The 21217-nt window shown below is 58.5% G+C and carries 26 protein-coding genes and 1 riboswitch; of the genes, 15 read left to right on the forward strand and 11 right to left on the reverse strand.

Annotation, left to right across the window (positions count from 1 at the left end):
- Positions 1 to 10 precede the first annotated feature (10 nt).
- The 11 genes from dgcA (at position 11) to rplQ (ending at position 8994) form a co-directional block, all read left to right on the forward strand.
- Positions 11 to 976 (forward strand): N-acetyl-D-Glu racemase DgcA, encoded by a 966-nt coding sequence (dgcA, locus tag ACR0I8_RS11550; protein ID WP_170691034.1) that lies wholly within the window; start codon positions 11 to 13, stop codon positions 974 to 976.
- Positions 977 to 986: 10 nt separating this feature from the next.
- The gene (locus tag ACR0I8_RS11555) at positions 987 to 1847 is read left to right on the forward strand and encodes a D-amino-acid transaminase (protein WP_170691035.1); all 861 of its coding nucleotides are present in this window, start codon (positions 987 to 989) and stop codon (positions 1845 to 1847) included.
- A 389-nt stretch (positions 1848 to 2236) separates the two neighbouring features.
- Positions 2237 to 2452 (forward strand): DUF1127 domain-containing protein, encoded by a 216-nt coding sequence (locus ACR0I8_RS11560; RefSeq protein WP_170639237.1) that lies wholly within the window; start codon positions 2237 to 2239, stop codon positions 2450 to 2452.
- Between the two features lie 206 nt (positions 2453 to 2658).
- On the forward strand, positions 2659 to 3132 hold the full coding sequence (gene rplO, locus ACR0I8_RS11565) for a 50S ribosomal protein L15 (RefSeq protein ID WP_170691037.1): 474 nt from the start codon (positions 2659 to 2661) through the stop codon (positions 3130 to 3132).
- Positions 3133 to 3241: 109 nt separating this feature from the next.
- Positions 3242 to 4606, forward strand: a complete 1365-nt coding sequence (gene secY, locus ACR0I8_RS11570; protein WP_170555668.1) for a preprotein translocase subunit SecY — start codon at positions 3242 to 3244, stop codon at positions 4604 to 4606.
- Positions 4603 to 5247 carry an adenylate kinase gene (locus tag ACR0I8_RS11575; protein ID WP_170691038.1) on the forward strand — a complete coding sequence of 215 codons (645 nt, stop codon included), beginning with the start codon at positions 4603 to 4605 and terminating at the stop codon, positions 5245 to 5247. The genes secY and ACR0I8_RS11575 overlap by 4 nt, the downstream gene beginning before the upstream one ends.
- Positions 5248 to 5326: 79 nt before the next feature.
- Positions 5327 to 6343 (forward strand): DUF1214 domain-containing protein, encoded by a 1017-nt coding sequence (locus ACR0I8_RS11580; protein ID WP_480703189.1) that lies wholly within the window; start codon positions 5327 to 5329, stop codon positions 6341 to 6343.
- A 208-nt stretch (positions 6344 to 6551) separates the two neighbouring features.
- Positions 6552 to 6920: a 30S ribosomal protein S13 gene (gene rpsM / locus ACR0I8_RS11585; RefSeq protein WP_170377641.1), complete on the forward strand. Its 369-nt coding sequence runs from the start codon at positions 6552 to 6554 to the stop codon at positions 6918 to 6920.
- Between the two features lie 15 nt (positions 6921 to 6935).
- On the forward strand, positions 6936 to 7325 hold the full coding sequence (gene rpsK / locus ACR0I8_RS11590) for a 30S ribosomal protein S11 (RefSeq protein ID WP_008757289.1): 390 nt from the start codon (positions 6936 to 6938) through the stop codon (positions 7323 to 7325).
- Positions 7326 to 7439: 114 nt separating this feature from the next.
- A complete protein-coding gene (locus tag ACR0I8_RS11595; RefSeq protein ID WP_170377644.1) occupies positions 7440 to 8456 on the forward strand; it encodes a DNA-directed RNA polymerase subunit alpha in 1017 nt (338 codons plus the stop codon).
- Between the two features lie 118 nt (positions 8457 to 8574).
- Positions 8575 to 8994, forward strand: coding sequence for a 50S ribosomal protein L17 (rplQ, locus tag ACR0I8_RS11600; protein ID WP_170334079.1), 420 nt, complete (start codon positions 8575 to 8577; stop codon positions 8992 to 8994).
- 102 nt (positions 8995 to 9096) lie between these two features.
- Here rplQ and ACR0I8_RS11605 read toward each other — a convergent pair whose 3' ends face one another.
- The 5 genes from ACR0I8_RS11605 to ACR0I8_RS11625 are packed head-to-tail and all read right to left on the reverse strand — an operon-like array spanning position 9097 to position 12504.
- A complete protein-coding gene (locus tag ACR0I8_RS11605) occupies positions 9097 to 9747 on the reverse strand; it encodes an ABC transporter ATP-binding protein (RefSeq protein WP_170691040.1) in 651 nt (216 codons plus the stop codon).
- Positions 9744 to 10526: a cobalt ECF transporter T component CbiQ gene (cbiQ, locus tag ACR0I8_RS11610; protein WP_170691042.1), complete on the reverse strand. Its 783-nt coding sequence runs from the start codon at positions 10524 to 10526 to the stop codon at positions 9744 to 9746. Before cbiQ ends, ACR0I8_RS11605 begins: the two co-directional genes overlap by 4 nt.
- Positions 10526 to 11104, reverse strand: a complete 579-nt coding sequence (locus ACR0I8_RS11615) for a cobalt ABC transporter permease (RefSeq protein ID WP_170377652.1) — start codon at positions 11102 to 11104, stop codon at positions 10526 to 10528. Before ACR0I8_RS11615 ends, cbiQ begins: the two co-directional genes overlap by 1 nt.
- A complete protein-coding gene (gene cbiM, locus ACR0I8_RS11620; RefSeq protein ID WP_170377654.1) occupies positions 11101 to 11712 on the reverse strand; it encodes a cobalt transporter CbiM in 612 nt (203 codons plus the stop codon). Before cbiM ends, ACR0I8_RS11615 begins: the two co-directional genes overlap by 4 nt.
- Positions 11713 to 11718: 6 nt before the next feature.
- Entirely contained in the window at positions 11719 to 12504 is a 786-nt protein-coding gene (locus ACR0I8_RS11625; protein WP_480525406.1) for a DUF4198 domain-containing protein, read from the reverse strand.
- Between the two features lie 128 nt (positions 12505 to 12632).
- Positions 12633 to 12834: riboswitch (cobalamin riboswitch) on the reverse strand.
- Between the two features lie 249 nt (positions 12835 to 13083).
- Here ACR0I8_RS11625 and ACR0I8_RS11630 point away from each other — a divergent pair.
- Positions 13084 to 13512, forward strand: coding sequence for an FKBP-type peptidyl-prolyl cis-trans isomerase (locus tag ACR0I8_RS11630; protein WP_170377657.1), 429 nt, complete (start codon positions 13084 to 13086; stop codon positions 13510 to 13512).
- 12 nt (positions 13513 to 13524) lie between these two features.
- Here the strand turns inward: ACR0I8_RS11630 and ACR0I8_RS11635 are convergent, their stop codons facing one another.
- From ACR0I8_RS11635 to fabA, 4 genes are read right to left on the reverse strand one after another with little or no spacing between them, the layout of a single operon-like run.
- The gene (locus tag ACR0I8_RS11635; RefSeq protein WP_170377659.1) at positions 13525 to 13704 is read right to left on the reverse strand and encodes a hypothetical protein; all 180 of its coding nucleotides are present in this window, start codon (positions 13702 to 13704) and stop codon (positions 13525 to 13527) included.
- A 59-nt stretch (positions 13705 to 13763) separates the two neighbouring features.
- A complete protein-coding gene (locus tag ACR0I8_RS11640; RefSeq protein WP_170377661.1) occupies positions 13764 to 14555 on the reverse strand; it encodes an enoyl-ACP reductase FabI in 792 nt (263 codons plus the stop codon).
- A gap of 5 nt (positions 14556 to 14560) precedes the next feature.
- Entirely contained in the window at positions 14561 to 15790 is a 1230-nt protein-coding gene (fabB, locus tag ACR0I8_RS11645; protein WP_170691044.1) for a beta-ketoacyl-ACP synthase I, read from the reverse strand.
- Between the two features lie 47 nt (positions 15791 to 15837).
- Complete coding sequence (gene fabA, locus ACR0I8_RS11650; RefSeq protein WP_170378117.1) at positions 15838 to 16347, reverse strand: bifunctional 3-hydroxydecanoyl-ACP dehydratase/trans-2-decenoyl-ACP isomerase; 510 nt, start codon at positions 16345 to 16347, stop codon at positions 15838 to 15840.
- A gap of 187 nt (positions 16348 to 16534) precedes the next feature.
- Between fabA and irrA the strand changes: the two genes are divergently transcribed.
- Positions 16535 to 16960, forward strand: coding sequence for an iron response transcriptional regulator IrrA (gene irrA, locus ACR0I8_RS11655; RefSeq protein ID WP_170378119.1), 426 nt, complete (start codon positions 16535 to 16537; stop codon positions 16958 to 16960).
- Here the strand turns inward: irrA and ACR0I8_RS11660 are convergent.
- Entirely contained in the window at positions 16929 to 17852 is a 924-nt protein-coding gene (locus ACR0I8_RS11660; RefSeq protein ID WP_170691045.1) for a LysR family transcriptional regulator, read from the reverse strand. The two genes, irrA and ACR0I8_RS11660, sit on opposite strands and share 32 nt — an antisense overlap.
- Before the next feature lie 84 nt (positions 17853 to 17936).
- Here ACR0I8_RS11660 and ACR0I8_RS11665 point away from each other — a divergent pair, with 84 nt between their 5' ends.
- Positions 17937 to 18734 (forward strand): phytanoyl-CoA dioxygenase family protein, encoded by a 798-nt coding sequence (locus ACR0I8_RS11665; RefSeq protein WP_170691047.1) that lies wholly within the window; start codon positions 17937 to 17939, stop codon positions 18732 to 18734.
- 64 nt (positions 18735 to 18798) lie between these two features.
- Here the strand turns inward: ACR0I8_RS11665 and ACR0I8_RS11670 are convergent, their stop codons facing one another.
- A complete protein-coding gene (locus ACR0I8_RS11670) occupies positions 18799 to 19662 on the reverse strand; it encodes a hypothetical protein (protein ID WP_170691048.1) in 864 nt (287 codons plus the stop codon).
- A gap of 122 nt (positions 19663 to 19784) precedes the next feature.
- On the opposite strand from ACR0I8_RS11670, the gene miaB reads away from it, so the two are divergent.
- Positions 19785 to 21107: a tRNA (N6-isopentenyl adenosine(37)-C2)-methylthiotransferase MiaB gene (gene miaB / locus ACR0I8_RS11675; protein WP_170691050.1), complete on the forward strand. Its 1323-nt coding sequence runs from the start codon at positions 19785 to 19787 to the stop codon at positions 21105 to 21107.
- Positions 21108 to 21217 lie beyond the last annotated feature (110 nt).

The following is a 21217-nucleotide window of genomic DNA, read 5'->3' on the forward strand; positions in this document are numbered from 1 at the left end:
GAACAGGCGCGTGCAGGTTGAGGTCGCTCGTGATGTGTTTCGGCTGGCGCAGGTGTTTACCATCTCGCGCGGGTCGCGGACCGAAGCAAAGGTTCTGACGGTTCGAATTTCGGACGGAACCCATCAGGGCTGGGGCGAATGCGTGCCTTATGCCCGCTATGACGAAACGCTCGAGTCGGTCGAAGCTGAAATCGCGGCGCTGCCTGCCGAGTTCACGCGGCAATCGCTGATGGACCTGCTGCCCGCCGGGGCCGCGCGGAACGCTGTGGACTGCGCTCTTTGGGATCTGGAGTGCAAGCGTGCGGGCAAGCGCGCTTGGGACTTGGCCGGTCTGCCAGCTCCGGGTCCTGAAATCACGGCCTATACCCTGTCTCTGGCGACGCCCGAGGCGATGCAGAAGCAGGCGGCAGAAAACGCGCATCGCCCGCTTTTGAAGATCAAGCTGGGCACCCCGGACGACATGCCCCGGTTGGAGGCCGTGCGCGCAGGTGCGCCAAAATCCAAGATCATCGTTGATGCCAACGAAGGTTGGTCGGCTGAGGTCTATGCGGATCTTGCACCTCATCTGGTGCGGCTGGGTGTAGAACTGGTCGAGCAACCCTTGCCCTCAGGTGAGGATGACGCGCTGATTGGCATGGAGCGTCCGGTGCCTGTCTGTGCAGATGAATCCTGCCATGACCGGACCAGCCTGCCCAAACTGAAGGGCAAATATGATGTCGTGAACATCAAGCTCGATAAGACCGGTGGTCTGACTGAGGCTTTGCTGCTGCGTGAAGCGGCGTTGGCTGAGGGCTACAAAGTCATGGTCGGTTGCATGGTCGGCAGCTCTCTGGCCATGGCCCCTGCGACATTGCTGGCGCAGGGTGCGATGGTGACAGACCTTGACGGCCCGCTTCTGTTGGCCGAAGACCGCACCAACCCGCTGATTTTTGACGACGCCGGAGTGCATCCGCCAAGTGCGGAACTTTGGGGCTGAGGAGAGTGACATGACCCGCACCGTTTACGTGAATGGCGAATACCTGCCCGAAACCGATGCCAAGGTATCCATCTTTGACCGTGGTTTCCTGATGGCAGATGCCGTCTATGAGGTGACAAGTGTTCTGGATGGCAAGCTGATCGACTTTGAAGGCCACGCGGTGCGCCTGAAACGTTCTTTGGACGAGCTGCAGATGGCTGAGCCTTGCACCAAGGATGAACTGCTGGAGATCCACCGCAAGCTGGTCGAGTTGAACCAGATTGACGAAGGTCTGGTCTATCTGCAGGTCTCGCGCGGCAGCGATGGGGACCGGGATTTTGTGTTCCCCTCCGCCGAAACCAAGCCGACGCTGGTTCTGTTCACGCAGAACAAGCCGGGTCTGGCGGATAGCCCTGCGGCGCAAAAGGGCGCCAAGATTATCTCGATCGAGGATATCCGCTGGGGACGTCGTGACATCAAGACCGTACAGCTGCTCTACCCGTCGATGGGCAAGATGATGGCCAAGGCTGCCGGGTGTGATGATGCGTGGATGATCGAAGACGGTCATGTCACCGAGGGCACCAGCAACAACGCCTATTTCGTGAAGAACGGCAAGATTGTCACCCGCCCGCTGTCGAATGAGATCCTACACGGTATCACTCGCAAGGCCGTTCTGCGCATGGCTGCCGAGGCGCAGATGGAGGTCGAGGAACGCCTGTTCACCATCGACGAAGCAAAAGAGGCAGATGAGGCCTTCACCACCTCGGCCAGCGCCTTTGTCATGCCGGTGGTTGAGATCGATGGCGTGGCGCTGGGCGATGGCACCCCTGGCCCAATCGCCAAACGTCTGCGCGAGATCTATCTGGACGAAAGCCGCAAGGCAGCCATTTAAGCGCGCTGGATCAGGGCCTTTTGGGAAAGGCTCTGAATAATGCACATTGGTTGGCCGTAGGTCGAGCCAACCAATCCGTGTAAGAGCTTTAGTTTCTCTGATTTCTGACCCGATCCGCGATTTTCCTGCATTCTGCAGCTATCCTGCGCGTATGAAGTGTCCAGCAGTCATGTAAGCCTTCGCGAATTGCGCGGTCAGCAAGGTCGGCTGGTCATTGCAGGGGTTTTTTCGCCGATCGCCTTCAAATCAGTGTTGGATATGTCCGCCTTGCATAGCGGCTAGACCGAAACTGGCGTTGTTGGCCGCGCGACCTCTTCCTATCTGCTCGCTGTATCCAAAAGGAACACAAAATTTGCCGGGGAATACGCCTCGGTCTGAAAGGAAAGAAAATGGCACATACTGCAACACTCACCCCCTCGACCTTCAATTTCGGCGCACGCGTTTCCGCACTTATTGAACGCATCAAAGTCGCGCGGGCTCGGGCTGCCGAATACCAGCGGACCTACGCCGAACTGCAGCGGCTCAGCAATCGCGAGCTGGACGATATCGGTGTCCGTCGCTGCGATATCGCTGATATTGCGCACAAGCACGCTTACTGCGCCTAAACTAACCCACCACTCACACGCGAAGAGGCGTCCTTCTGGGCGTCTCTTTTGCGTTTGATGGGCTGCACATCCACGCGTCACTTGCAACGAGGGCCACAAAGCTGTAGAGCGCCCCGGTGGCATTGCGTCCACGAGAATCAAAACCAAGAAACGCCGTGTTTGGCCCATCACGCTTCGGGGGTCACATCCGGCTTAGGAGAAGCGATATGAAACTGAACGAATTGCGCGATAACCCAGGCGCCGCACCGAAACGGACCCGCGTTGGCCGTGGTCCGGGCTCCGGCAAAGGTAAAATGGGTGGCCGTGGTATCAAAGGTCAGAAATCCCGTTCGGGTGTGGCCATCAACGGCTACGAAGGCGGCCAGATGCCGCTGTACCAGCGTCTTCCCAAGCGTGGCTTCAACAAGCCGAACCGCAAGGAATTCGCCGTTATCAACCTGGGCCTGATCCAGAAATTCGTCGACGCCGGCAAGCTGGACGCATCGGCTGCGATCACCGAGGACGCTCTGGTTGCCTCGGGTCTGGTTCGTCGCAAGCTGGACGGTATCCGCGTTCTGGCCAAAGGCGAGGTTAGCGCCAAACTGAACCTGGAAGTGACAGGTGCTTCGAAAGCTGCCGTTGAGGCAGTTGAAAAAGCGGGCGGCTCACTGACGGTCACAAAAGCTGCTGCGGCAGAGTAAGCGCTTGTGAGCGGGCGAAGACCCGCTTACATAGAGCACTAAGTTTTCCCAGACGCCGCCCGAGCCGGAAAACGGTTCTGGGCGGTGTTTTCATAAGAGAGACCGATTTATGGTATCAGCAGCAGAACAAATGGCAGCCAACACAAGCTGGTCTGCCCTTGGCAAAGCCACCGATCTGCGCAACCGCATCCTGTTTACACTGGGTTTGTTGATCGTTTATCGCCTGGGCACCTTCATTCCGGTGCCGGGAATCGACGGACAAGCTCTTCGTGAATTCATGGAGCAAGCGGGGCAAGGCATCGGCGGCATGGTTTCGATGTTCACCGGCGGGGCGCTGGGTCGAATGGGTATCTTTGCCCTCGGCATCATGCCCTATATCTCGGCCTCGATCATCGTGCAGCTGCTGACATCCATGGTTCCCGCGCTCGAGCAACTCAAGAAAGAGGGCGAGCAGGGGCGCAAGAAGATCAACCAGTACACTCGTTTCGGTACTGTGGCGTTGGCCACCGTGCAGGCCTATGGTCTGGCCGTTTCGCTGGAATCAGGTGATCTGGCGACCGATCCGGGCCTATTCTTCCGCATGTCGACCATGATCACTCTGGTCGGCGGTACCATGTTCCTGATGTGGCTGGGTGAGCAGATCACTGCGCGCGGCATCGGTAACGGTATCTCTCTGATCATCTTCGTCGGCATCATCGCCGAGGTTCCGGCCGCTCTGGCGCAGTTCTTTGCTTCGGGTCGTTCGGGCGCAATCAGCCCGGCCGTGATCGTCGGTGTGATCCTCATGGTCATCGTCGTGATCACCTTTGTGGTGTTCATGGAGCGGGCCTTGCGCAAGATCCACATTCAATACCCGCGCCGTCAGGCCGGTATGAAGGTTTACGAAGGCGGCTCCAGCCACCTGCCGGTCAAGGTCAACCCGTCGGGCGTTATCCCTGCGATCTTTGCAAGCTCGCTGCTGTTGCTGCCGGTGACGATTTCGACCTTCTCGTCGGGTGCGGCCAACGGTCCGGTCATGTCGTGGCTGCTGGCGAACTTTGGTCCGGGACAGCCGCTCTACCTGCTGTTCTTCGCGTCGATGATCGTGTTCTTCGCGTATTTCTACACGTTCAACGTATCTTTTAAGCCGGATGACGTTGCAGACAACCTGAAAAAGCAGAACGGTTTTGTGCCCGGCATCCGCCCCGGCAAGAAAACTGCCGAGTATCTGGAATACGTGGTCAACCGCGTTCTGGTTCTGGGTTCTGCCTATCTCGCGCTGGTCTGTCTGCTGCCCGAAATCGTTCGGAACCAGTTTGCCATCCCGTTCTACTTCGGCGGCACCTCGGTTCTGATTATCGTCTCTGTAACCATGGACACGATCCAACAGGTTCAGAGCCACCTGCTGGCGCACCAATATGAAGGGCTAATCGAAAAGTCCCAACTGCGCGGCAAAGGCAAGAAACGCGGCAGAAAGGGAGCTGCTCGTCGATGAATATCATTCTGCTTGGCCCCCCGGGTGCCGGTAAAGGTACCCAGGCGCGTCATCTGGTCGAAACACGCGGTATGGTGCAGCTTAGCACTGGTGATATGCTGCGCGAGGCCAAGGATAGCGGCACCGAGATGGGCAACCGTGTGGCCGAGGTTATGGCCAAAGGGCAGCTTGTGACCGATGAGATCGTGATCGGCCTGATCCGTGAAAAGCTGGACGCAGGCGCAGACGGTGGTTTCATCTTTGACGGCTTCCCGCGCACATTGGCACAGGCCGACGCGCTGGGTGACTTGCTGGACAGCACCGGCAATAGCTTGGATGCCGTGATCGAGATGGAAGTCGACGACGCCGCGCTGGTCGAACGGATTACCGCGCGTTCGACATGTGGCGGCTGTGGCGAGGTCTACAACGACATCACCAAGCCAATTCCAGCGGACGGCAAATGCTCCAATTGCGGTAAGGAGAATGACTTCAAGCGCCGCGCGGATGACAATGAGGAAAGCCTCAAGACCCGCTTGATGGAGTACTACAAGAAAACCTCGCCGCTGATCGGTTACTACTATGCCAAGGGTCAACTGACCAAGATCAACGGTCTGGGCGAAATCGAAGAGGTTCAGGGCGCGATCGAAGCTGCCCTTAGGTAACATATCTTGACAATTGAATGCGTGCGTTTGACGAGGTATCACTTCGGCCAACGCGCGCGTTTTTTGTTGGGAGATAGCAATGAGCCTATCGCTTAGAACGCTCGCGATGACATCCGCTCTGACCATGGCAGCAATCGGTGCTTGTGCAGAACCGACGCCGGTGACCATTGATAATTTTGTCCGCGCGGCGACAGATATCGAATTTCGGAAGTACCTAGCGGAGTCAGGCAGCGTCAACATGCTGTTTCATTTGCGCGAGCCTACACCGTTGGATATGCAACCGACGATCCGCATGAACCGGGATACGTTTTACAGCATGGCGGTGGTTGATATTTCGGACGGCGCTGTGCTGACCGTGCCGGACACCGGGGATCGCTATGTCTCCGTACAGGTGGTCAATCAGGATCACTACGTCAATGATGTGTTTCTAGGCGGTGGTACCTATGAGCTGACGATCGATCAGTTCGATACGCCTTATGTTGCGCTGTTGTTTCGGTACCTCGTCGACTCGGAAGACCCCGCAGACATAGCCGAAGTAACCGCGTTGCAGGATGGCGTTACGCTGCAGGCTAATTCGGCGCGTCCTTTCGACGAAGCTCACTATGACAAGGATGCGTTTGATGAGGTGTTGAGCGCCGTGTTGGAGCTGGCGCGTTTCTCGCCAGACAGTACTGGCACATTCGGTTCGAAAGAGGCGGTTGACCCTGTGCGCCACCTGCTGGGAACAGCGTTCGGTTGGGGTGGCTTGCCAGAGGCGCAGGCCTTCTATCTGAACGTCGAACCGGGGCTGGAGCTGGGGGCGTACAAACTAGAAGTTCCCGCCGAAGTTCCAGTTGGCGCGTTCTGGTCGGTCAGCCTGTATAACACGGCGGGGTTCTTTGAAGAGAACGATCTGGGTGTCTACGTGATCAACTCGGTGACGGGCGACAGCAACCCGGATGGCTCGATGACGGTGCATTTCGGTAGATGTGAAGACGGCCGTGTGAATTGCCTGCCGATCATGGAGGGATGGAACTATACTGTGCGTCTCTACCAGCCCGCGCTCGAAGTGTTCGACGGGACCTGGACCTTCCCTGAAATCGAGCTTGCGGAGTGAATTCGGGATCAATATGCGATCTGCGCTTGACGCGCGGGTCGCGCGACACTAATTGACGCTATCTCGGAAGAGAATCGAATTGTGCGCGGGTATTCCGTTCACATGATCATATCATAAAATGCTGAGCCCTCTGGCGACACTGCCACGGTAAGGCGTTGTGAAAAAAGGTTCTGGAGTTACGGAACCGCAACGAAAAGGAAAGTGACACGTGGCACGTATTGCCGGCGTAAACATCCCGACTGCAAAGCGGGTACCAATCGCCCTCACATATATCACCGGAATCGGCAACACCTCGGCCAAAGCGATCTGCGAAGCCGTGGGCATTGAGGCGACCCGTCGCGTCAACGAACTGTCCGACGCCGAAGTTCTGAAAATCCGCGAATTCATCGACGAAAACTTCACCGTCGAAGGCGACCTGCGTCGTGAAGTTCAAATGAACGTCAAGCGCCTGATGGATCTGGGCTGCTACCGCGGTCTGCGTCACCGCCGCAACCTGCCGGTTCGCGGTCAGCGCACCCACACCAACGCTCGTACCCGCAAAGGCCCCGCAAAGGCCATCGCTGGTAAGAAGAAATAAGGGAGGGTCTGACTGATGGCACGTGATAAGACTCGCGTTAAGCGCAAAGAGCGTAAGAACATCGCATCGGGTGTCGCCCATGTGAACTCGACCTTCAACAACACCAAGATCCTGATCTCGGACGTACAAGGCAACGCCATTTCGTGGTCGTCTGCCGGTACCATGGGCTTCAAAGGGTCGCGGAAATCGACACCCTACGCCGCTCAGATGGCTGCAGAAGATGCAGGCAAGAAGGCGCAGGAACATGGCGTCAAAACGCTGGAAGTCGAAGTTCAGGGCCCCGGTTCGGGTCGTGAATCAGCTCTGCGTGCACTGGCTGCCGTGGGCTTCAACATCACGTCGATCCGCGACGTGACTCCGATCGCTCACAACGGCTGCCGCCCGCCGAAGCGCCGCCGCGTCTAAGCGATTTCGAATTCAGCTGGGGCTGCGTTTTTGCGCGGCCCCAGCATGTCATTTTGAACCTCGGGCGTCTGCACCTTGTTGGTCATGGGGCGCGGACAGGAATGGAGGGATTACATGATCCACAAGAATTGGGCAGAATTGATCAAGCCGACCCAGCTGGACGGCAAGCCGGGCAACGACCCTGCGCGTCAGGCAACCCTGGTTGCTGAACCGCTGGAGCGTGGCTTTGGTCTGACACTGGGCAACGCTTTGCGCCGCGTCCTGATGAGCTCGCTGCAAGGCGCGGCCATCACCAGCGTTCAAATCGACAACGTCCTGCACGAGTTCTCGAGCGTGGCGGGCGTACGTGAAGACGTCACCGACATCATCCTGAACCTCAAAGGCGTATCGCTGCGCATGGAAGTCGAAGGCCCCAAGCGCCTGTCGATCAATGCCAAAGGCCCCGCAGTTGTCACCGCTGGTGACATCAGCGAAAGCGCGGGCATCGAGGTTCTGAACCGTGATCACGTCATCTGCCACCTGGATGATGGCGCCGACCTGTTCATGGAACTGACCGTAAACACCGGCAAGGGCTACGTCTCGGCTGAGAAGAACAAGCCTGAAGATGCACCCATCGGCCTGATCCCGATCGACGCGATCTACTCGCCGGTCAAGAAGGTTGCCTATGACGTTCAGCCGACCCGTGAAGGTCAGGTTCTGGACTATGACAAGCTGACCCTGAAGATCGAAACTGATGGCTCGATCACTCCGGAAGATGCACTGGCCTATGCGGCTCGTATCCTGCAGGATCAGCTGTCGATTTTCGTCAACTTCGACGAGCCGGAATCGGCTGGCCGCCAGGACGAAGACGATGGTCTGGAGTTCAACCCGCTGCTGCTGAAGAAAGTCGACGAGCTGGAGCTGTCGGTCCGTTCGGCAAACTGCCTGAAGAACGACAACATCGTTTACATCGGCGACCTGATCCAGAAGACCGAAGCCGAGATGCTCCGCACTCCGAACTTCGGCCGAAAGTCGCTGAACGAGATCAAAGAAGTGCTGTCCGGCATGGGTCTGCACCTCGGCATGGATGTCGAGGATTGGCCGCCCGACAACATCGAAGATCTGGCGAAGAAATTCGAAGACGCGTTTTAAGCGCGTCTTCCCAAATGCCCGGGATTTCCGGGGACAATACGGGCACTTCCGCCCCAAGGAGAGCCGGTGACACGCATCGCCGGCCAGACAAAGCAAAACGCAAGATAGGAACTGAAAAATGCGTCACGCACGTGGTTATCGCCGCCTGAACCGTACTCATGAGCATCGTAAGGCTCTGTTTGCAAACATGGCTGGCTCGCTCATCGAGCATGAGCAGATCAAAACAACTCTGCCCAAGGCAAAAGAACTGCGCCCGATCATCGAAAAGCTGGTCACTCTGGGCAAGCGCGGCGATCTGCACGCCCGTCGTCAGGCCGCAGCACAGCTGAAAGAAGACAAAGACGTCGCCAAGCTGTTCGAAGTTCTGGGCCCCCGCTATGCCGAGCGTCAGGGCGGTTACGTCCGCATCCTGAAAGCTGGCTTCCGTTATGGCGACATGGCCCCGATGGCGATCATCGAATTCGTTGATCGTGACGTCGACGCCAAAGGCGCAGCTGACAAGGCCCGCGTTGCAGCCGAAGAGGCCGCAGAAGAATAAGAAAGCATACGCTTTCAAAAAAGAACCCCGTGTCCTCGACGCGGGGTTTTTAGTATGCGCCGCTACAAACCGTTCCCCTCGGGGCGACCAAGATGGGCTTTCTTATACAGCGACCAGCTTGCCGTCTCGCAATTCCAGCCCGTCTGGGGCAAGCGCATCGCGAAATGCAGGAGAATGGCTGACCAGAAGGATAGCCTGAGGCAGAGATTGCAGGATTTCGAGCAACCGCGCCTCGTTCTTGGAGTCCAGCGCATTGGTCGGCTCATCCAGCAGCAGGGCCTGCGGCTCCATCGCCAGAACCGTCGCCAGCGTGATCAGACGCTTTTCGCCGCCTGACAGTTTATGCGTGGTCCGTTCCTTCAGATGCAGGAGGTCGAGATCGCCGAGAACGCGATCCACGATGGCAAGCGCCTCATCACGTGACTTCCCGAGGTTCAGCGGACCAAAGGCAATGTCTTCGGCCACTGTGGGGCAGAACAGCTGGTCGTCGGGGTCTTGAAAGACAAGGCCTATATGGCGGCGAACTTCGTGGAAATCGGCCTCCGCCCTTCTTGGTTTGCCAAAGACGGTCACCGCACCCGAAGACGGCCGCTGCAGCCCAAGTGTGATACGTAGAAGCGTGGATTTCCCGGCTCCATTCGGGCCGGTCAGTGACAGGCGTTGCCCGGCCTCCAGCCGCAGGTTAGCACCGTTCAGAACCGGTGCTTGTCCGGGATAGGCAAAGCAGATGTTGTCCAGCGCGATGAGGGTCATGCGAAGTCCACTAGGATCAGGGCTAGACAGAGGGCTCCAAGCCCGGCAGCAAAGACAATATCACGTCGGTTGATGCTATAGTCCTGCATCAACAGCATCTTGCCCGAAAACCCCCGGCATTTCATCGCACCGAGGATGCGCTCGGACCGTTCGATTGCCCGGACCAGCATCATGCCGACCAGATAGCCAAAGCTGCGGTAGGTGTGCCAGTTGGTGCCGGGGCGGAAGCCTCGGACTTTCATCGCGGCGCGCAGGCGTTGGTACTCCTCATGTAGGACATCGATGTAGCGGATTGTGAACATCAGAAGATTCACCAGTGTTTCCGGACAGCGCAGCCGGTGCAGGGCATGGCCCAAGGTTACAGGCTCCATTGTGCCGACCAGAACCATCACGGTCAGGATCACGGCATTGGCGGTCAGCGCGATTTCCACGGCTTTCCAGAACCCCTGCCAACTGGCTGGAAACCCCCAGATGGTAAACATCGGGTCGCCGGGCATGGTGAAGGGCAACAGGACAAGCATAAAGATGATGAAACTGTCCATCATCACCATCCGCTTGAGCGTCTTGCGCCAAGGCAGTCGGGACAGCACCAGCAGAGACAGCGCGATCATCAGCGCCGCTGCAAGGGCGGGCAGGGACGATAGGGAGACCACAACCACCGCAAACAAAACGGACATGATGATGCGCACACGTGGATCAAGCGCGGTGATCAACCCTTGTTGACCGATCGTGCCAGCCTCGGCCAGCGTCCGTTCCTGTGGTCCCAATACGTGTGCCATCAGCTTGCCAGTTTCCTCCGCGCCGCGAGGTAGAAACCCAGCCCGAACAGGCCAAAGATGTATCCGATGCCGCCCAGAATGGTCTGGAGGTCGTTGTGTTCGCGATAGGCGGCGATTTCCCGACGCAGAGGGCGTATTTCGTCACGCACGGCGGCCGCGATGGCCTGACGCTCCTCATCGCTGAGAGAGGCGACTGTGAGGCCCTCCGAGGCTGCCGTAAGCGTGGGCGACGCTGCGGGCGTGTTCTGGACGGCGACGCCCATGATCTTGGCGACGTCCTCGGCGGGCATGGTGACCTCGGCCACGTGACCGGCGCCAAGGTCGGCAAAGAAGGTATGGGCAACGGGTGCGGTGGGTGTGTAGATGAAGAACCCGTCGGCGTCGGTCGTGGCTCGACCCAGCTCGACCCCGTTTGGATCGGTCACGACGACCTCGGTATCGGTCGCCATGGTACCGTTGGAGAAGCCGATTTCCCCTTCGATCGCGTCACCGGACGCAAAGACCCCGGCAATCACCTTGTGGGCCAGCGCGGGCAGAGGGGCCGCGCACAGCGCCAGGATGAGGGCAAGCTGTCTCATGTGGCGGGCCTTGTCAGGAACAGTTCAGGTTTGACCTTTCGCGCCAGAAGGATGGCAAATCCTGTCAGGACGGCCTCGATGACCATCACGGGGACATGGGCAAAGAAGACCAGTTTGGCGGCGGGGAGGAATTCGTCCCCTGACAAGGCCAGTGAGATACCCACCATGACAGTGGTGGCTGCAATGGCAAAGGCGCCGCCAATGCCGCCCCAAATTGCGCCATGAACAGGCGAACCGCGTCCGATCAGAGGTCGAAACAGCAGCCCCGCTAGTACGGCCGGAAAAGCGATGTTGAGCGTGTTGATCCCCAGCACCGTCAGCCCGCCGAAGCCGAAAAAGACTGCCTGTAGCAGCAGACCCACAAACAGGGCCGGGAAGGCGGCCCAGCCGAGCAGAAGCCCGGCCAGACCATTGAGGATCAGATGCACCGACGACGGCCCAATCGGCACGTGGATCAGAGAAGCCACGAAGAAACTGGCCGCTAGCACCCCAGCTGTGGGGATGCGGTCCAGATCCAGCGACCTGAGGCCCATGGCAACCCCACCAGCGGCGGCAATAGCGCCGCCGATGACGACCGGGTTGGACAGGGCTCCGTCGACGATGTGCATCTGGGGTTACTCCATGTCCCAGGCGCGGATCCAGATCACCGCGTCCTGGCTCAGCTCTTTGCCTTCATGTTCGGTTTCCGGACCAGCGCCGAGGGCGGCAAAGCCCCAGTAGCCAGCTTTCGGGACACCGAAGGAGAAATAGCCGTTGGCGTCGGAAATAGCGACAACAGCGCCACCGGGCATCGGCGAAACGGTAGGCTCGGACGAGGCTTGGCTGTCGAAGCTGGGCTTGGCGGCCATGTACTCGATCTCAATCTCAGCACCGGCAACCGGTTCGCCATTCGCCAGAACCTGACCGGTGAAGGTCGAACCTGCGATGACGTTGTAGGGCTTGTTCAGCGGCACGATCTCGGTCGCCAGACCTGCGGGGTTCATCCAGTCGGTCGGCAGTTCGTTGCGGTTCAGGAACGCCTTGGTGATCTGCTGGATATAGATATCCTCGGCCTCTTCGTAATAGGGCTCAGGCACGGTGACCACTACGTAGTCGCCCGAACGTTTGACCGGAACAGATCCCTGGAAGGCCGCGCCTTCGTTTTCGGGGCTCGAAAACCGGATGGGCTCCAGCGTGTCCAGCAGGTCGGTCTTTTCGCCATTGTGGATCACATAGAATTCCTGCGGCTTGTCCAGATCCATGACATGGCCGTTTTCAAACGGGTGCCAGAAGATCAGCTTGACCGGCACGTCGCCCGGCGCCTCGATCAGCGTGTCGGTGGTGTATTCCAGCAGAAAATGCGCCTGCGCCATCGCTGGAATCGCCAGCGCAGCCGCAGCTGTGCAAAATAGTTTCTTCACAAGGTCTTTCCTTCGTCCTTCGTGCCAACCCCGGCACGTTTCTTGCTTGATATCGGGACGAACGGAGCCATGTACCCAAAATAAGGGCATCGGCCCAATGCACACCCCAGCATCGGTGACACACCCCTTCCGAGGGTGCATATCCGGCAGGTCTCCTGACTTGCGGGTCAAAGCATGGGGCTGGCCTTCCCGGGTGGAACCCAGTGGCGTGTCAGCCCTGCTCACCGCCTACAGTTGCGGGGGCAGTTGCGGCATTGGGTGGATCAGAATTCCCCGCACCGCATTCCCTTTTCTCCGGGCGAACCCGGAACCGGACATGAGGACGCTGATGGCAGAGATTCCCATCACCGGTCAATCTCTATTTAAGACTGCAGCGATAACATCTTGTCGATAGGATCGGATGTTCCTGTTCTGCACGCTTGGTATTGAAGGCGCGCGTGTAAGCGACGACAAGAGGACGCGCACGCCTTCACCGCAATCTGGACATCAGAATCAGATGCATGCATCCTGCGCTGAGTCAGACTCCGGCGTAGCGCGCTTGTGTTCGGCGCCCTATTCCCCACACGCCCCGGAGGCCCAATGTCTGAGATCAAGCAAGGCGACACAGTTCGCATCCACTATACCGGCACGCTGTTGGACGAGACTGTCTTTGACAGCTCAGACGGGCGCGATCCGTTAGAGTTTGTTGTCGGTTCGGGCCAGATCATACCCGGCCTGGACAGCGCGATGCCAGGATTGGCGGTTGGCGACAAGAAGCGGGTCGAGATTGCCTGTGTCGACGCCTATGGTCCGATCAACCCGGCGATGCGGCAGGACATTCCGCGTGAAGGTATTCCGGACGACATCCCGCTAGAGCCTGGAACCCAGTTGCAGATGCAGACCCCCGATGGTCAGGCGCTGCCGGTAACGGTTGTCGAGGCGAACGAGGCCACGGTGACGCTGGACGCCAATCACCCGCTGGCCGGGCAGGACCTGATCTTCGATATTGAGGTTGTCTCGGTGAACTGAAGGCTTGAGGTCTTAGCCCCAAAGCCCGTCAAGCGCTGCACGGACCTGCGGTTGCGTGAAGAACACGAACAACACCAGCAATGTGGTCAGCGTCAAAAGCAGAACACGGGCGCGGGGGCTTAGGAACCCCGTTTTCCGTCTGGTCTGGGTGCCACGCGTATTGCTGGCAAGGATCTGGTCGGTTTTGCTCATGCCCATATCCCTGACGCCGAAAGATGGTCAAATCTTGGCGGCGTCTGGGAAAGATATGGTCACATGAAATCCGGCTGTGGCATTCCAAGCACGTGGAAACCGCCATCCACCCGGATGATCTCGCCCGAGGTGCAAGCCCCCGCGTCTGAGGTCAGGTAAACCGCCGTGCCGCCAACGGCCTCCAGCGTAGCGTTCGAGCGCATGGGTGCATTTTGGTCGCAGAACTTGTAGGTCTTGCGCGCACCGCCGATTGCCGCCCCGGCCAGGGTCTTCATCGGGCCGGGCGAAATCGCGTTCACACGGATGCCTTCGGGGCCGAGGTCGTTGGCCAGATACCGTGTCGCCGATTCCAGCGCGGCTTTGGCAACGCCCATGACGTTGTAATTCGGAACTACACGATTCGAGCCTTGGTAGGTCAGCGTCAGCAGCGAGCCACCATTGTCCTTCATCAGCGGATAGGCGCGACGGGCGACCTCGATGAAAGAGTAGGCCGACACATCCATCGAGTGCTTGAAATTGGCCCTTGTGGTGTTCAGAAACCGGCCTGTCAGCTCGTTCTTGTCCGAATAGGCAATCGCGTGAACGACAAAGTCGATGGTTGGCCAGCGTTCGCCCAACTCGCCAAAGGCGCGGTCCAGCGAGGCGTCATCGGTGACATCCGCATCCACCATGAAGTCGCTGCCGAGGCTTTCGGCCAATGGCTGCAGACGCTTCCCGAACGCGTCGCCCTGATAGGTGAAAGCCAGCTCAGCCCCTGCTTCATGCATCGCTTTCGAGATACCCCAGGCAATCGACCGGTCATTGGCGACACCCATGATCAGGCCGCGTTTCCCTTTTAGAACTTCCGACATCTCGTTCACCCGTTATACTTTGACAGGATCATGGATCCGTTCGTGCCGCCAAAGCCGAAGCTGTTGGTCATGACCGAATCCAAACCTGCATTTTCAACCACTTGAGTTGCAATTTCACCGGGCTGGATGCCTTCGGCTAGTGTGTCGACATTGATCGACGGCGTTATGAAATCATTGTCCAGCATGAGCAGGCAGAAGATCGCCTCAAGCGCGCCAGCCGCGCCCTGTGCGTGCCCGGTCATCGACTTGGTGGACGAGATCGGAGGCACCTGACCTTCGCCGAAGATACGACGCACGGCTTCAACTTCGCCCACATCTCCGACCGGGGTCGAAGTGCCATGCGCGTTGATGTAACCAACCTTGCGGCCTTCGGGCAGGGTCGACAGAGCCAGACGCATCGCGCGCTCACCGCCTTCGCCGGACGGGGCTACCATGTCATGACCGTCCGAAGTCGCAGCATAGCCGGTCACCTCGGCGTAGATCTTGGCACCGCGCGCCAGCGCATGGTCCAGATCCTCAAGCACCACGATGCCTCCGCCACCCGAAATCACGAAGCCGTCGCGGTCCTGATCGAACGCGCGCGAGGCTTTCTGCGGAGTTTCGTTGTACTTCGACGACATCGCACCCATCGCGTCGAACAGGCAGGACAGGGTCCAGTCCAGCTCCTCGCCGCCGCCTGCGAACATCACGTCCTGCTTGCCCAGCATGATCTGTTCCGCCGCGTTGCCGATGCAATGCAGCGAGGTCGAGCACGCCGACGTGATCGAGTAGTTGATACCCTTGATCTTATAGGCGGTGGCAAGGTTCGCGGAAATCGTGGAACACATGCATTTCGGCACGGCAAAAGGCCCGATCCGCTTGGTGGCGCCGTTCTTCAGCACCGTCTGATGCGCGGTCAGCATCGCGCTGGTGGACGGTCCGCCGGACCCGGCAACCAGTCCGGTGCGCGGATTGACGACCTGTTCCTCGGTCAGCCCGGCATCGGCAATCGCCTGTCCCATCGCGATGTGTGCGTAGGCCGCGCCCGGTCCCATGAAGCGCAGGGTGCGTTTATCAACGTGTTCGGACACGTCGATCTTGAGCGACCCGGCGATTTGACTGCGAAAGCCATGTTCGACCATCTGCTCATTGGCCTCGATGCCGGATTTACCTGCTTTGAGCGAGGCGAGAACCTCTTCGGCATTGTTCCCGATCGAGGAGACGATCCCCAAACCGGTGACGACGACGCGACGCATATGCGTTCTCCTGTGTTCCGTTCCTGTTGGCGTAATGTCCGCTGGCGTCAGCTTTCGGACAGTGCAACCTTCATATCTTTGACTTGGTAAATTACTTCACCATCCGCTTCGACACGGCCATCCGCGACCCCCATGGTCAGACGGCGTGTTTGTACGGCTTTGGTAAAATCAACATAATAGGTCAGCATCTTACGGTCCGGGCGGACCATGCCGGTCAGTTTGACTTCGCCCACGCCCAACGCATAGCCGCGCCCCTGCCAGCCGCGCCAGCCCAGGTTGAAGCCCGTCAGCTGCCACAGGCCATCCAGACCCAAGCAGCCCGGCATGATCGGGTTGCCGGGGAAGTGGCAGTCAAAGAACCAAAGATCAGGCGTGATGTCGAATTCCGCGACAACATGGCCTTTGCCATGTGCGCCTCCGTCACCTGAAACATCGGTGATCCGGTCCATCATCAGCATCGGAGGGGCAGGCAACTGCGCATTGCCAGGGCCAAAAAGTTCGCCTCGCGCGCATTTCAGCAGATCCTCTTTGTCAAAACTGCTTGGGAATTGGGCCATTCTTGCCGCCTCTTCTGCCTTGGGTCTGTTCATTACATTTGGCCTCACCTAGCACCCGTATGCAAGGTCCTGCAAGAGCAGTGGCCGGATGATGTTGCGACCTAGCGGTCTTTGCGAATGAATTTCATTTGAAATTGGCATCCCTGCGCCCCTATATATATAAGCAGCAAAAATGGGTATCGGATTCATGACACCTCAGAGCCGTAAGATAGCTACAGACTGGTTGGAGAGCGCCGGATTGCGCCCGACGCGACAGCGTGTTGCGCTGGCCGAGTTGCTTGTGGGCGATGGTCGTCACCGGCATGTCACAGCGGAAAGCCTGTTTGACTCCGCCAAGACCAAGGGCGATGCCGTTTCGCTTGCGACCGTCTACAATACGCTGCGCGCGTTCTGCGATGCGGGCGTGCTGCAAGAGATCACGGTGGATGGGTCGAAAAGCTATTTTGACACCAACACCCATGATCACCCGCATTTCTATTGGGAAGACGAAAGCCGGCTGAGCGACGCTCCGTCCGAAGAGTTGGTGATCCAGCGCCTCCCGCAGGCGCCGGAAGGGGTCGAGATCGCCTCGGTCGACGTGGTTATCCGTCTTCGCAAGAAACCTCAGGTCTAGTTTCGGACAGCGCATCAAACAGGATACGTTCCGCTGAGGCCAATGTGGCTTCGACGGGGCCGGTTCCGTGGCGGGCCAAGACGACAGGCTCAGCAGCGTCCTTGTCTAGGATCGGCAGGCGTAAAAGCGTTCTATTGTCATAGCTCGTCGAATTGTTTGGGCTGGCGTAGCTGATTGCGATTCCTTCCCCATGGGCTGCGAGGCTGCGCTGAATCTCAAGTGTCGCGGCCCTGTGGGCGACTGTTGGGTTCAGGCCTTTACGTCGAAACAGGTTCAGGACGTGCTGCGCGGACAGCCCTTCTTTTGACAGGATCAGGGGTTCCAGTTCTAGATCGGCCAAAGTTACACTGCGGGCAGAAGCAAGCGGGTGATCAGGTGGGAGCAAGGCGTGCGGGACACTGTCGTACAGCTCTTGCCGGGTAAACCCTGCATCCATGCCAAGGTCATATGTGATCGCGATATCCGTCTGACCGTTGATGAGACCGTCCAGCAAGCCCTCGAAACTGTCCACCTGATAGGTGATGGTCACATCGGGCAGGGCAGTTTGCAGACTGCGCAAGGCTGAGGCCAGATGAAACGGCGCCAGGTCAATGAAACAGCCCAGCCGCAGGTGTAAAGACCCGTGCGGCGCATCTGTCGGATTTTCGATCTGCGCGGCAGAGTGCAACAGCTTTTCCGCCTGTTCGATGAAAAGGCGCCCCTGAGGGGTTGTGGTCATCGCCGCCCCTCGTCGACGCATGAACAGCGGATATCCCAGAAGCGACTCAACCCGCGTCAGGGCCGTGGATAGGGCAGGCTGTGACACGTTCAGCGCATGGGCTGCGGCAGACAAGCTGCCATGGCGGCCTATGGCGCAGACATATTCGTATTGGCGCAGTGAGATATATAACATCACGTTAATTATTACTTCGAAAGATATGATTTGAACAGAAGGCTTTGTTGTCCTTTAAACAGGGTTAAGCACAAGGAGACCGCCATGCCACACCCTCTTGTTTCTCAGGACATGATCGACACCTACCAGGAAGACGGGGTTGTCCTGATCAAAGGGCTTTTTGCCGATCACGTGGACGCGCTGCGCGACGGGGTTGCCGCCAATATGGCCGAACCGGGACCCTATGCCTCGGACAACAAGAAAGAGGGGCAGACCGGGCTGTTCTTTGATGATTACTGCAACTGGACCCGTATCCCGCAGTTCCGCGAAGTGATCGAGACCTCTTCGGCGGCTGAGGTCGCGGCGGATCTAATGCAGTCGAAAACCGTGCAGATGTTTCACGACCATGTTCTGGTGAAAGAGCCGGGCACCTCGATGGCGACGCCCTGGCATCAGGACGGGCCATATTACTTTGTCGAAGGGCAGCAGACGATCAGCTTTTGGTCGCCCTTGGATCCGGTGAAGCAAGCCACGCTGCGCTGTGTTGCGGGGTCACACAGGTGGGAGAAAGAGGTGTTGCCGACCCGCTGGGTCAGCGAAGAGGGGTTCTTTGCTGATGAAGGCCAGTACATTCCGGTCCCCGATCCGGACGCGGAAGGGATGAAAGTGGTCGAGTTCGAAATGGAACCCGGTGACGCGGTTGCGTTCAACTACCGCACCCTGCATGGGGCGCGGGGGAATCACTCGGACAGTCGTCGTCGGGCGTTTTCACTACGGCTGGTCGGGGATGATGCGCGCTATATCGAGCGTCCGGGCCGCACGTCGCCTCCGTTTCCAGGGCATGACATGACACCCGGTCAGCGTTTGCGGGAAGACTGGTTCCCGATGCTGCTGCAGCGATAGGGGGCTTTGCCCCCGCCGCCTGCGGCGCCTCCCCCGGGATATTTTCAGCCAGATGAAGAGCGGATCAGAACCATTGGCCTGGCTCGATCAATCCCAGATCAAGCAGTTGGCGCGATGTCCATTCGAACGAGACGGAATTGTGCCAACGGAAGCTGGATATGTCGAAGGCGGAACCTGCGTTGCTTTTCAGAGCTTTTGCCGCCCGGAATGAGCAGATCGCGGCCGTCAGGTTGTGATGCCACGGGCAGGCATAGGTGTTGTATTCGGCCTCGTTGAACGTGTGATCCGGCTGCAGGATCAGGTCTTTGCGGGTTTTGAACAGGGCGATTCTGTCAATACGGCGGCGTTCATAGGGGATGTGATCTTCGAACCGCCAGCGCAGGCCGCCGGACATGTCCAATTGGCGCTCGACCGGGCGGCCTGTGGGATCGTGGCGGGTGTGGGCATAGTATCCGGTGCCGTCCAACATGGCCTGGTCAGGGGCCACGCCGTTCGGGAACTGGGTCAGGTCGCCTGCGTAGAGGTCGATCACGTTGCACAACATTGCGTTGCGGCGTTCCTCGGCGTGGAAGGCCAGCAATTCCCCTATGCTGCGCGTTTCACAGAAAGGGTAGAACAGGTACTCGGCGTTGTAGCAGTAGTACATCCAGACGCTGGGCGCGACTTTTGTGATGCGGTTGATCGCGTCGAACACCACGGTCCGGGGCGCGCATCTGAGTGTCACGCGATGTATCCGCGCGGTCAGGTCCTCGCTGAGGGTGAACTCGGCGGGCATGAAAGCCACGACGGACTTGAACCCGAGGCTTAGATGGTGGTGCAGTGTGCTTTCGACCTCGGTCTCGTCTTCAGCGAAAATCAGGGCCACGGGGCCTTTGGACAGGGCGGATTGGCCTGAATTCAGAAAGTTGTCGAGGGATTCGTACTGCATCGCCGGTTTTCATTCGCGTCTTGCTGGAAAGTTTCGCCAAATTCGGGTAATTGCGCCGGCATTGCAAGCGGCGTTCGAAGCAGATAGATGACGCCGATCCAGCGACTGCAAAGGCCCGATCCATGTCTGAACCCAAAAAGCTGTTTATCAAGACCTATGGCTGTCAGATGAATGTCTATGACAGCGAGCGTATGGCCGAGGCCTTGGGTGGGCAGGGATATGTCGAGACCAAGTCGCCGGACGATGCGGATATGATCCTGCTAAACACCTGCCATATCCGCGAAAAAGCCGCCGAAAAGGTCTATTCCGAGCTTGGCCGGTTCAAGGGGTTGAAGGCGGAAAAGCCCGATCTCAAGATCGGTGTGGCGGGCTGTGTTGCGCAGGCCGAAGGCGAAGAGATCATGCGCCGTCAGCCTCTGGTCGATCTGGTGGTTGGACCGCAAAGCTATCACCGTTTGCCGGAGATGGAGGCCAAGACCCGTGAAGGGGCCAAAGCGCTGGACACCGATTTCCCCGAAGAAGACAAGTTCGAAAAGCTCAAGAACCGTCCCAAGGCCAAACGCGGCCCGACAGCGTTTTTGACAGTGCAGGAGGGTTGCGACAAGTTCTGCGCCTTCTGCGTTGTGCCCTATACCCGTGGGGCCGAGGTCAGCCGCCCTGCGGACCGTATCATTCGTGAGGCGCAGGATTTGGTTGAACGCGGCGTGCGCGAGATCACTCTGCTGGGCCAGAACGTCAACGCCTATCACGGTGCCGGTCCCAATGGGGACATGACGCTGGCCGGGCTGATCTGGGAATTGAACAAGGTCGACGGGCTGGAGCGTATCCGTTTTACCACCTCGCATCCCAATGATATGGCAGATGATTTGATTGAGGCGCATGGCACCTGTGATAAGTTGATGCCGTACTTGCATTTGCCTGTGCAGGCGGGATCGGATCGGATCCTCAAGCGGATGAACCGCAGCCATACGGCGGACAGCTATTTGCGGCTGATTGAACATATCCGCGCGGCGCGTCCGGATATCGTGATGTCGGGGGATTTCATCGTCGGCTTTCCGGAAGAGACCGAAGAGGATTTCCAGGCGACTTTGGACTTGGTCGGGCAGGTCAAATACGGCTATGCCTACTCGTTCAAGTACTCGACCCGCCCGGGGACTCCGGCGGCGGAACGCGCCCAGGTTGACCCGGCGGTGGCGGATGACCGCTTACAACGCTTGCAAGCTCTGATCACCAAGCATCAGCGCGAAATTCAGGATTCCATGGTCGGTCGCACTGTCGGCGTTCTGTTCGAGAAGCCCGGGCGGCTCGAAGGGCAAATGGTTGGAAAATCAGACTATCTGCACTCGGTTCACGTGGTAGGGCCTGACCTGAACGTGGGAGACTTGCGTAAGGTGCGTATCGTGAAGTCTGGCGCGAACTCTTTGGCCGGGGAACTGTTGCAATAAGGTGGTTCTTTGCGGGCACGTCGTGCCAGTACGAATATATCTAAAATTTACCCTTGATTTATGAATTGGAACTATGTTCCGAGAGGAGCCAAGTTTTCTGATGGGCCTCG

The organism is Ruegeria sp. BG9, from assembly GCF_056538305.1.